Annotated in this window: 9 protein-coding genes and 1 pseudogene; 6 read left to right on the top strand and 4 right to left on the bottom strand. The window is 46.4% G+C overall.

Annotation, left to right across the window (positions count from 1 at the left end):
* The 3 genes from GRP75_RS12890 to GRP75_RS12885 form a co-directional block, all read left to right on the top strand.
* Positions 1-1317, top strand: a 1317-nt coding sequence (locus GRP75_RS12890; protein ID WP_160789496.1) for a methyl-accepting chemotaxis protein, incomplete at its 5' end; no start/stop codon positions are given.
* A 102-nt stretch (positions 1318-1419) separates the two neighbouring features.
* Positions 1420-1542 carry a hypothetical protein gene (locus tag GRP75_RS30305; protein ID WP_023989899.1) on the top strand — a complete coding sequence of 41 codons (123 nt, stop codon included), beginning with the start codon at positions 1420-1422 and terminating at the stop codon, positions 1540-1542.
* Positions 1543-1627: 85 nt separating this feature from the next.
* The gene (locus tag GRP75_RS12885; protein WP_202404117.1) at positions 1628-3403 is read left to right on the top strand and encodes a peptidoglycan D,D-transpeptidase FtsI family protein; all 1776 of its coding nucleotides are present in this window, start codon (positions 1628-1630) and stop codon (positions 3401-3403) included.
* Here GRP75_RS12885 and GRP75_RS12880 read toward each other — a convergent pair.
* A complete protein-coding gene (locus GRP75_RS12880; RefSeq protein WP_023989897.1) occupies positions 3391-4545 on the bottom strand; it encodes an AI-2E family transporter in 1155 nt (384 codons plus the stop codon). The two genes, GRP75_RS12885 and GRP75_RS12880, sit on opposite strands and share 13 nt — an antisense overlap.
* 179 nt (positions 4546-4724) lie before the next feature.
* On the opposite strand from GRP75_RS12880, the gene GRP75_RS12875 reads away from it, so the two are divergent.
* Positions 4725-6110, top strand: coding sequence for a YkoP family protein (locus GRP75_RS12875; protein ID WP_160789494.1), 1386 nt, complete (start codon positions 4725-4727; stop codon positions 6108-6110).
* Between the two features lie 100 nt (positions 6111-6210).
* Here the strand turns inward: GRP75_RS12875 and ilvD are convergent, their stop codons facing one another.
* The 3 genes and pseudogenes from ilvD to GRP75_RS12860 form a co-directional block, all read right to left on the bottom strand.
* Positions 6211-7899 (bottom strand): dihydroxy-acid dehydratase, encoded by a 1689-nt coding sequence (ilvD, locus tag GRP75_RS12870; protein ID WP_023989895.1) that lies wholly within the window; start codon positions 7897-7899, stop codon positions 6211-6213.
* Between the two features lie 352 nt (positions 7900-8251).
* Positions 8252-8491, bottom strand: a pseudogene (locus tag GRP75_RS12865) (KGG domain-containing protein); the annotation flags it as partial.
* A 176-nt stretch (positions 8492-8667) separates the two neighbouring features.
* Positions 8668-9702 carry an acyltransferase family protein gene (locus GRP75_RS12860; RefSeq protein ID WP_160789493.1) on the bottom strand — a complete coding sequence of 345 codons (1035 nt, stop codon included), beginning with the start codon at positions 9700-9702 and terminating at the stop codon, positions 8668-8670.
* Positions 9703-10014: 312 nt separating this feature from the next.
* Here GRP75_RS12860 and GRP75_RS12855 point away from each other — a divergent pair, with 312 nt between their 5' ends.
* Together GRP75_RS12855 and GRP75_RS12850 are read left to right on the top strand one after the other, a co-directional pair.
* Positions 10015-10821: an alpha/beta fold hydrolase gene (locus tag GRP75_RS12855; RefSeq protein ID WP_160789492.1), complete on the top strand. Its 807-nt coding sequence runs from the start codon at positions 10015-10017 to the stop codon at positions 10819-10821.
* A 14-nt stretch (positions 10822-10835) separates the two neighbouring features.
* Complete coding sequence (locus tag GRP75_RS12850; protein ID WP_160789491.1) at positions 10836-11606, top strand: HAD family hydrolase; 771 nt, start codon at positions 10836-10838, stop codon at positions 11604-11606.
* Positions 11607-11659 lie beyond the last annotated feature (53 nt).

Here is an 11659-nt window from a genome sequence, read left to right as displayed (position 1 = left end):
CTGGATTACGTGTCCAAGCTTGAAGGGATCGAAGGAAATCAAATTATGGAGCAGGAAGCAGACGGCAAAAAGCAAAGTGTGCTTGCGGTTCATAATACACTGGGAACTTCCAAGTGGATTCTCGTGGGTGTAGTACCTGTATCTGAGCTGGTGAAAGACGCTAAGGGGATACTAACTACAACCTGGATATTTGCCGCAGTGGCTGCACTCATTGCATTGTTCATTGGCCTGTGGATCGTGCGCCTCGTGGCTCGGCCATTGACACATCTGAAGGATTTAATGGTCGAAGGTGCCAAAGGCAACTTGCAAATCCGAACGAACTATAAGGCTCAGGATGAAATTGGGCAATTGTCAGAAAGCTTTGATACGATGATGGAGCAAATTACATTGCTGGTAGAACAGACGAATGCCTCAGCTCAGGAGGTTCTGAATACAGCGACGGAACTAGGCGATGCCTCGAAGAAGACAGCCATTTCAGCCAAAGAAATTGCAGCAGCAACGGAAGAGATTGCTCATGGCGCCGCCAGTTTGGCAACAGAGGCTGAACGTGGCAGCGGACTTACCGGGAATATATCTCAGCAAATGGATACGGTTATGGCTTCCAATCATGAAATGAGTCTGGTCGCACAAGAAGTTGAACAATCCAGTGAACAAGGGACCATTCAGCTGAAAAATCTATTGAGCAAGACTAAGGTTACGGAAGAAACTACGCATGCTCTGGTGGGCAAAGTAGATGAATTGAAGAAGACAACTTCCGATGTCTTTAAGGTGCTGGACGTATTACAGGATATTGCTAAACAAACGAACATTCTATCACTGAATGCGACGATTGAAGCAGCACGAGCGGGGACGGCTGGGCGTGGTTTTATGGTGGTAGCTAATGAGGTTCGGCAGTTGGCTGAACAATCACGTCAAGCTATTCGTACGGCTACAGGCATTACTAACAACATCGTCAATGAAATGAATGAAACGGTACAGGCATTATCTGAGGTGTACCCGCTGTTCCGGGAACAGATGGGAGCCGTGCAGGAAACAACGGACATTTTCCAATCGGTTCAGCAGCAAATGGGAGAGTTCGCGCTACGATTGGGAACGGTCACTGCCTCCATTCATCATCTGAGTGAATCGCAGACCACTTTGTCCGAGGCAATGACCAATGTAAGTGCGGTAGCCGAGCAATCCTCAGCTACTTCGCAGGAAGTCGCTTCGCTCAGCACTGAACAGGCTAATATTGGTAATCAACTGGTAGGTTTGTCGGATAAGCTGGAAGGAGTATCAGTGAACTTGAAGGAACAGCTTTCGCGGTTTACGGTGTAGATATAACAAAACCATGGAAATCAGGATTGTCACTGATCTCCGTGGTTTTGTACTTTTTATTAGTAGATGTGCTTAAAAATCCCTCAAGAAGGAAAGCAAAAGATGAATACAAACACAAAGGTGGCTTGGGTTGTACTGGCCATTACCATTTTTATTACGGTTTTTTATTCGTTAGACGAGTTTTTAAATTGGAGCCCAGAAGCAGACATCACAAGATACAAATAAATTCGGAAACCCATTCACGTTAAAAGTTGAGTGGGTTTTCTTTTTCAACTACAGGACATACTACTGGAAAAAAGATGAAAGAAGGATGGGTGTGCCGAGGCGTGGTAGCAGTTTCATACGAAAACGTCGAATTGCATATATGGGCTTGGGGGTGATGGCGCTACTGCTGATTTTATTATTCCGACTGGCTTGGATTCAGGGGACAGCGGGCATTCATATGTCCGTCTATGGGGGGCATTCGCTTAAGGAAATGTCAGCACGTCAGCGACAGGAGGGCATTTCTATCGACTCTGGACGTGGACAGTTTACAGACCGGCATGGGCAACCCTTGACTGGCGGAGTCGTATGGGCGCCAGTGCTTTTTCCCGATGTAGATGGCAAAGCGGCTTTACATGGCGAAGAACTGGCCAAGCTACTGCGTACGAATAAAAAGCAACTACTGACACGATGGAAAGGACTGCAATCCCCGCTCATATGGCGAGATGGGCGCGGAGAGCCCGTACAAATCAATCCGAATGAAGCAGGCAAGCTGCTGAAGCTAGCCCCTTCGCTTATTGAGCTTGTACCTTATGCGAAACGTTACAGGGATTTGCCCAATGGCAGGCAATGGCTTGGCTTTCTGTATGAACGTGCCGACCGAGTGAGTGAACTGCCGATGGGGGCAGCCGGGCTGGAAAGAACGCTGGAGCCGCTGCTGAGCGGCGTCGGTGAAACGTTCGTCTCCCGATTTGTAGATGCGCAGCGTCGTCCATTGACTCATATACCGTTGCGTGTCAGTGCTCCATCCAATGGTCACTATCCTTTACAAGTGCAGACTACAATTGATCTACCTATACAGGAACAGATTGAAAAGCTGACGGAATCTAGTCATTTGGCAGAAGGGGCGGTGGTAGTGCTCGATGCAGGCAACGCGGATGTACTGGCGATGGTGTCTCGCCCTTTTTATAATCCCGGGCATGTTGATCCGCAGAAAAAAACAGACTGGTCTAATCGTGCCCTCAAGGCGATAACGCCTGGATCCATTTTTAAGTTGGTTACGGCTGCTGCTGCACTTGAATCAGGTGTTGTCCAACCGCAGGAACAATTCCATTGTCATGGAACTTATGGCAAGTACGGTTTGGCTTGCTGGAAAAAAGAAGGACACGGTACCCTGAACCTGGAGGAAGGGCTTGCCGTATCCTGTAATAGTGTGTTCGCTCATCTCGGCGAACGGCTTAATCCTAAGCAAATTCAGGCCACAGCCTCTGCACTGGGATTGAGCCGAACTGTGGGCTGGCAGGAGCGGAATCTTGCAGGACTACCTCAATTCAGACCGCTGGATCACGAAGAAAAGGGAGCCGTATTCGGCTCCCATACGAACGCGTATGATCCAGGCGTACGTGTACAGACATCTATTGGTCAGCGCGATGTGCTGGTAACGCCTCTCCAAGCTGCCAATCTCATCGTCACCTTGTTGCACGAGGGTCAAGTACATGCACCACGTCTCGTCAAACGCATCAGCTACGCAGACGGTAGCACCTTACTGGAACTACCTGCTCATGCTGCACCTTCACCCGAGGGCAGCCGTTTGATTCACACATCGACGGCTCGCACGCTTCGTGAAGCAATGGAAAAGGTTGTGACACAGGGGACTGGTGTCTCCTTGCGTAATAAATCATGGAATCTGGCCGGCAAATCGGGTACGGCCCAAGCTTTAAAGAACGGTCAACCTATAAATCATCAGTGGTTTATAGGGTATGGTCCGATAGAGCGGCCTCGTTATGCGGTCGCCGTCCTTGTGCAAAATGCTTCAACACATTCTGCAAATCAAGCTACAGCACTGTTTGGTCAAATAATGGATCTGTTAGCTCAATCCTCTTGAGTTCCACGGGTAGCTTCACGATCTTCCTCCTGGATTTTAACGATAAACGGAGGCTCGTCAAATTCCTCTGTTGGAAACCGAATCCATTTCTGCAGATAGCCTTGCTGCCACAATTCCTTGAGCAAAATGATCAGAATGGGAGACAGGATTAATCCAGCCAGTCCAAAGATGGACAACGATATAATGGCAAAGGAAAGCATCAGATAGGCAGATGAAACACCGATGGAATTACCAGTGATTTTAGGCTCTGCCAGCTGGCGGACGATCACCGTCACAGCCATGACAATAAGCAGGCCTACAGCCAGGCCGGTATTGCCTGTGATGAACAGATACACGGCCCACGGAATAAAAATAACAGGCACACCCAGCAAGGGCAGAATATCAAACAAAGCTGCCACGAGCGCCAATGAGAGGGCATTATCCACTTGCAAAATGAGTAAACCTATAAATACGAGAACAAAGGTAATCCCTACCAGTAGAGCTTGAGCCTTGAGAAAAGCGGAGATAGCTTTAAGTACGTGATTTTTTAGAAAAAGGTAAGCAGTTTTTAGTGTCTTGGGTGTTTTACTACGAGCAATGCCCTTCCAAAGATTAATTTCCATACTTAAAAAGAACGCTAAAATGATGGCAATGGCAAAGTTGCCCATAAAAACAGTGAAAGAACTGAGGAACTGTATGAAAAAGGATAATCCTAGCTGTGCCCACTTCGTAGCAATGGTGGTGGCAGTCGCAAAATAATCATTCACACGTTCAGTAACACTCGGAGGTAAAGCAGCGATTTTATCTTGAGAAAGATGAAGATATCGCGTGAATTCCGCTTGGATAATCTGAGTATATTGTGGGAGGTTTTGCGCGACTTTCGTAAATTGCGTAACCAGAATCAGGCCCAATCCGAAAAAAATAGCAAGTAAGAGGATGATAAATAGCAATACGGAGAGTGCGGAGGCAAAAGGCTTTTTCATTCCTTTCCGATGAAAATAACGGGCAGCAGGTTCAATGCACCAGAACACGACGAACGAAAGGAACACAGGTGCGGCAAGTTGATACAGTTTGCTGGATACGAACATAATTAAATACACGGTTAATACGATCAAACCGATATCAAAAACGGTACGCCAATATTTTTTGTACAAGGGAAGCATATGTATACAACGACTCCTTTTAGATTTTTATTTATTGTACACTAAATTGGACCTCAATGCTGACCATATGCAATAGCGAAATCTCGGCATGTTTGCTTCATTGTGATAATATATAAGTAAGTGAGTTTTCCTCAGGAAGCCTGCTTGGGGAGTTCAGAATAGAAAAGTGGGGATAAAACGTGCAGACTTTGCTGTTATGGATGTTTTACATTTCAACTTTTTATGCTTTTATTCCGGCGCTGGTTAGTCGTATATTTGGTTTCCGGGTGTTCAGGCGCGGCAAAAGTGAGCAAGAATATGCACTCACCTTTGATGATGGCCCTGATCCAGTGTATACATCACAGCTGCTTGATTTACTGAAGCGTTTTGATGCCAAGGCTACTTTTTTTGTTGTTGGGATGAATGCAGAAAAACACCCTGAGCTTCTGAAACGCATGCATGATGAAGGTCATCTAATCGGTATTCATAATTATGTGCACAAATCGAATTGGCTTATGAGGCCTGTTACTGTCAGAAGACAAATTGCTCAGACAGAGTCAGTCATTCGTCGAGTAACTGGAGAGGGAACGACCTTTTATCGCCCACCTTGGGGGATAGTGAACTTTTTTGATATTTCCAACACCCATGGTCGTCGAATCGTATTATGGTCCTCCATGTTCGGGGACTGGAAGGCCAGCATCGGAGCGAAACAATTAGCGGAGAGAATGCTCAAAAAGCTGAGGGGTGGCGAGGTGATGCTGCTCCATGACTGTGGTACGACATTGGGGGCAGACGTGGAAGCGCCCCAGAATATGCTAATCGCACTGGAGAAGCTGCTGAGGGTCGCCCAAGAACGACAATTACGCAGCGTACGGGTGGATACCTTGTTTTGCCGTCAGTCTGTCAATAAACCTACTGTCTCCGAGATGTCCAGTACGGGCTGGTTAAAAAGAACGCTGGTATTTGGATGGCTCCAGTATGAGCGGCTATTCCATGTTTTGTTTCGTCTTCGTCCCGTAAGCAAGGAGGATACGATCTTTTATTATCGTCGCCGTATCTATCATGGGCCAAATGTAAATATGGAGAACAGCAGGTGGCTAGAAAAAGGGGACCCGATAATTGAGCTTCATTTTGATAATAAAAAGTTATTTCAATTGGGTTCGACGGCAAAGTCGATGGTACATCTAGCTATTCAATTAATTCGGATTGTAAAAAAACAACTTCCTGATCTGGCCCAACGCATTATACATGATTCTGAAATGAAGGGTGTAAAGGCGATCTATGCAGTAAGTATGATTCATCGGGGACCAGAGAAGTTGGGATTTCAAGTTCGGGAGCTTCCCAAAGGACTGTTCAAGCATGTGTCCACTGTATATCTAAAGCTGTTATTTCGTGTTATCCATCCTTTGGGTTCAGAGCAATTGAGTGAAAAAAAAGATGTAATGGTACCGAAACTGATTGTGATGCCAATGGATACCTTGTTTGACCGTTTTCATCAGGGAGACTTACACCGCTTAGACGAAGCTCTTGAGCAAACAGCACAGAGAGATGATGTCCATACACTCAACAGCGAAATGACTGAATAGGCTAACTCCTAATGACCTAATAAAAAAGCCTCTCGATCCTTTGTTAGGGATCGAGAGGCTTTTTAGCCGTTCATAAAGTATTCCTATCTTGGCAAAGCATTTAGATTTTCATAATTCCGCCGTTACTTGCGTTCGTTACCAGCTTGGAATAACGTGCCAGGTAACCCGTTTTTACCTTCGGCTCAAAGCCTTTCCAGTTGGCGCGACGACGTTCGAATTCTTCGTCCGTAATGTGGAGCTCAATCTTACGATTGTTCAAGTCCAGCTCAATGATATCGCCGTCCTCAACAAAAGCGATAGGTCCGCCTTCTGCTGCTTCGGGGGAAATATGACCGATGGAGATACCACGGGAAGCACCTGAGAAGCGTCCGTCTGTAATCAGACCCACCTTGGCACCAAGCCCCATGCCCACGATTTGTGAAGTTGGAGCGAGCATTTCAGGCATACCAGGTCCGCCCTTTGGACCTTCATAACGGATAACAACAACGTGTCCTTCATTAATTTTACCGTTGGCGATACCTGCCAGTGCATCTTCCTGTGAATCAAAGCAGATAGCAGGACCTTTGTGATAACCACCAACCGAAGGATCAACTGCACCGACTTTAATGATGGAGCCTTGCGGTGCCAGATTACCGAATAATACAGCTAGGCCGCCACGTTCAGAATAAGGGTTGTCCAGTTTATGGATGACGTTAGTATCCAGAATTTCCTGACCTTCTACGTTTTCACGAATGGTTTTTCCGGTCACAGTAATACAGTCTCCATGCAGTGCGCCCGGTTTCTTCAACAATTCATTCAGCACTGCGCTTACGCCGCCTGCATTATGGACATCCTCAATATGATAGTCGGAAGCAGGTGCCAATTTGGACAAATGAGGTACGCGGTTTGCGACTTCATTAATACGTTCGATAGGGTAGTCAACTTCTGCTTCATGGGCAAGTGCCAATGTATGCAATACTGTATTCGTGGAACCGCCCATTGCCATATCCAATGCAAATGCATTATCAATAGCCTCTTTAGTCACGATATCACGTGGTTTAAGATCAAGCTTAATCAATTCCATTAATTGGCGTGCAGATTGTTTAACGAATTCTTTACGTTCTTCTGCTACTGCGAGAATGGTGCCGTTACCCGGCATAGCCAGACCCATCGCTTCTGCGAGACAGTTCATGGAATTCGCTGTGAACATCCCTGAACAGGAGCCGCATGTTGGGCAGCCGTATTGTTCTAATTCAAGCAAGCTTTGATCGTCGATTTTACCAGCCTGATATGCACCTACGCCTTCGAAGACGGAGGTCAGGGAAATAGAGCGTCCGTTCTTGTCTTTACCAGCTTTCATAGGACCGCCGCTGACAAAAATAGTTGGAATGTTAACGCGCAATGCGCCCATCATCATGCCAGGGGTAATTTTATCACAGTTAGGAATACAAACCATGCCGTCAAACCAGTGAGCGGAAACGACAGTTTCCAGAGAGTCAGCTATAATTTCGCGGCTTGGCAGAGAATAACGCATACCGATGTGTCCCATAGCAATGCCGTCATCTACACCGATGGTGTTAAACTCGAAAGGTACACCGCCTGCTTCACGAATGGCTTGCTTGACAATTTTGCCAAATTCCTGCAAATGGACGTGGCCCGGTACGATATCAATATACGAGTTGCATACCGCAATAAACGGTTTGTCAAAATCTTCTTCCTTGACACCCGCTGCGCGCAGCAAGCTGCGGTGAGGAGCGCGGTCAAAGCCTTTTTTAATCATATCGGAACGCATTTTCGTCTTAGCTGTCATGATGCTGGTTTCCCCCCAAAGTATAAAAATAGTATGGCGTTCAATGGACGCCGTAATAGCGCAGATGTTTTCTAAAGAGTCTATCATAGATGTGAGCTTTTTTCTACATATATGAAGATTTTGAAAAAGTACAAGAAGTGTTCTCTAATCAACAATATATAGATATGACCAGTTTTATTTGTCTATATATTGCATTTAGAAGAGTTAGAATTTGATTCTATTAAAAATATGTATACTGACATGTTTGCGTATCAGTTAAAATATGAAAGAGCCCATTCTGCAATAAAGCGGATGGGCTCAAGCTTGTTTTATGTTAAAGGAGGGCGGAGGATGACATTACACCTTAATTTCTGCCGCCTTTACGACCGATGTCTCTGTAGAAATTTTTGTCATGCGACTCAGCTGTAGCATCGCCGCCTTTTTTGCCGATTTCCTGATAAAATTCTTTATCGTGAGAGTTTGCGGTTGCTTCCCCGCCTTTTTTACCAATCTCCTGATAAAATTCCTTATTGTGCTTCTTGGAAGTAGCTTCTCCACCCATACGACCTGCTTCTTCGCGACTCATTTTCCCCTGATTTTGATTACGTGCCATTACAAATCACTCCTTAATAAAAAAGTTGTTTTTTGTTGCGCGCATCCTTTACTTACCACATCACGCCTGTATGAAACAGGCTCCAAGTGGAGTAAAGAGGGGGTAGACTCGCTTACATGTTCGTCTGTGAGTGGGTTGTCGCGTGTTCAATGTTAAATAAAAAATGGATAAAAAGATTACGCGGACCGTCTAAAAGGATAAGGAGCTGGCTTTAGCATCCACTCTACCTGTGGCTCAATCAGAGGTCGTGTTGCAGTTCGAACCCAAGGCATGGTCAACATACAGCACAGACCTGCAGCACACACTACAATCAACATGACTTCCACTGGAGTATCTATATATTCGTAGACTCCCTTTGCAACGACGGTACGGACGATCAAACCATGGAGTAAAAAGACATATAGTGTCCGTCTCCCCATCTCGGTTATACGTCCTGTGACAGCTGGAACAAAGCTTAGGAACGCCATGGATGCTATCCATTGAACTCCATAAATGCCGATGCGGTAAATTCCTGCGTACCATTCGGTATGGCCCAATTCACCGTAAGTCATGTTGCCATACAGCCAGCCTGCTGGGATGCCGAAATACGACGTTCCCGCCAGTACCATAAGCAGAAGAGATACAACGCCAGCGATTATGCGGACTGGAGCTGTGAAGAACCGTCGAACGTCTGCATAATTCAAATGATAACCTGCTACAAAGTAAGGCAAATAAACAAAGGTTCTGCATACGCTCAGCCATATACCATCCACAGGGAGATACCCGACGAGGATACCCAGCAGCACGGATATACCCAATTGGAGGACAGGTGGTATTTTCTGAAAAGACAGCATCAGCAGTCTCCAACAGATATGGCTGGCAAGGAACCAGAGTAGCAGATAAGGAGCAAAGAACGAATGATGGATATGGGGAACGTGGAAGAGTGCAACATCCAAGATCGAATAGAGCGATTGAAAAATAAGATATTGCATACCGATCTGAAGCAGAACTTTTCGGCCTGCTGATCCGGTCAAAGAAGTTTGGGCAAAGTAGCCTGTAACGAGTACAAACAACGGCATATGAAACGTGAATATCCAGCTGAACCATTGTTGGGCAATATGAAGTGAACCGACTAGAGGCTCCAGAGCATTCCCTGCAAATACGCATATGATCAACAGAAATCGCAAATTGAGAAAGAAGCTTTCCCCTTGTACATCATGGCTTGTCGTCATGTGTTTCCCTCCGAACGGCTTCTGCCGACTAAACTATTTAAAAAATAATTCTTTACAAGGAACAAGGTACGATACTCTGTACATTATCATTGTGATTTTATTCACAATAGTAAGCGTTATCATAACCTTATTGTGTGGCGAAAGCTTGAACACCGGACAAAGATGGGCTAAGACGTGGAAATGTATACTGATTTGACCCTGTATGTGCAACGATGTTACCCTAACAAGGCTAGTTACGCTGATGAATACAGCGGTACATTTTATATTCAAATTACGAATTACGAGGTACGAAAGGCGAAAGGAACTTTTACAATGAGAAGAAGAACAAGAAGATCATACAATTCATATGGGACACGTGGTCCTCGGAAAATATGGAAAGTTCTCTTAGGCATCCTGATTGTTATTGCAATGATCGCAGGGTGGGGAGCATGGAAGGTATTTACGCCTTATCAGCCTGACGAGACGGCTGCTGCTGCATTAGCTGAAGTAGCGGATGCTGTGAAAGTAAATGAACAAGAACATTGGGTCGGTTTTGAGCCTGCAAAAAGAAGCGGAGCCGGAGTCATTTTGTATCCAGGTGCGTTGGTGAAGCCCGAAAGTTATGCGCCCTTGGCACGCCGTCTGGCGGAAAAGGGTCATCATGTGATCATTGCAAAAATGCCACTCAACCTTGCATTGATCTCCCCGGATTTAGCGAATGAAGTGCTAAAGGCATATCCGAAAGAAGCGTTTGTTATTGGAGGCCATTCGTTAGGCGGTGTGATGGCGGCCCGATATGCAGCTGCACATCCTGATCAGGTCAAAGGTGTATTTTTCCTCGCCTCCTACCCGGATAACAAGGGTAATTTAAAGGATAAAAATCTGCCCGTTATTTCTCTACTGGGAAGTGATGATGGAGTCGTCCAGATGGAAAATGTCCAAAGTGGAAGAACTTATTTACCAGCCAACACGCTGTATTTTACAGTCGAAGGGGGAAATCATGCCCAATTCGGCAGTTATGGTGTCCAAAAAGGGGATAACCCTGCGAAAATTAGCGCTGTCGAGCAATGGAATCAGACGGTAACGGCTTTACAGGACTGGATGAAAGAGAGTGTGGATGGGGCTCCTAAGAACCAGTAAAGGAGGTGTGCTGCATGTCTGAGCTGATCGTGCAGGGGGAGCGGTACCCATGCCGTGGTATTTTATTGGATAAAGATGGAACGTTGCTGGATTTTATTCAGTTGTGGGGCCCCTGGGCTCGTTCTATACTGGATATGATGGAGCAGCATCTTACCGTGGCGGGTGCCGGTTTTACGGTGGAAAAAGGTACCGTTCTAGGTACTGTTCACGATCAGGAGGGACATGTGATCGGTTACGACCCTTCTGGCCCGCTGGCCATGGGGACGGTGGACGAAAGTACGGGGGTACTGGCTTGGCAGCTTTATACTGCTGGTGTACCGTGGAATGAGGCTGTGCGGCTTGTCCGCGACTTTAATAAAACGGCGATGGCTGATATTCGGCGACATCGGGCAGCGAAGGTGTTTCCAGGGTTGCGGACGTTGCTTGAGCAAAGCCGCCATGCCGGGCTGAAGCTGGCGGTTGTGACCTCTGACAGTACAGAGGCTGCACAGGAGCATTTGGAGTGGATGGGGCTGACATCCTATTTTGACGAGATTATCGGACATGATAGGGTTACATACGGCAAGCCTGACCCGGAAATGGCTGAAAAAGCCTGCGCGTTACTAGGATTGTCGCCGGCGGACGTGGTAGTCATCGGAGACAGCAATGGGGATATGCAGATGGGCAAGCGTGCCGGAGTACGGCTCGCTATTGGATTTGCGCCAGAAGCAGAACGTTCTGGTCATTTGCTGGATGCGGATAAGGTTGTTCGTGGATATGAAGAGCTGGAGGTGCGTAGGGTATGAAAGTTAATACGTTGGCGGAATGGATACAGCAATCGCAGAATATTGTTTTTTTC

Origin of the sequence: Paenibacillus sp. OT2-17, from assembly GCF_009827695.1 — a bacterium.
Taxonomy (GTDB): domain Bacteria; phylum Bacillota; class Bacilli; order Paenibacillales; family Paenibacillaceae; genus Paenibacillus; species Paenibacillus polymyxa_B.
Note: the sequence above shows the minus strand (reverse complement) of the source record. Positions and strands in the feature narration are given on the sequence as shown.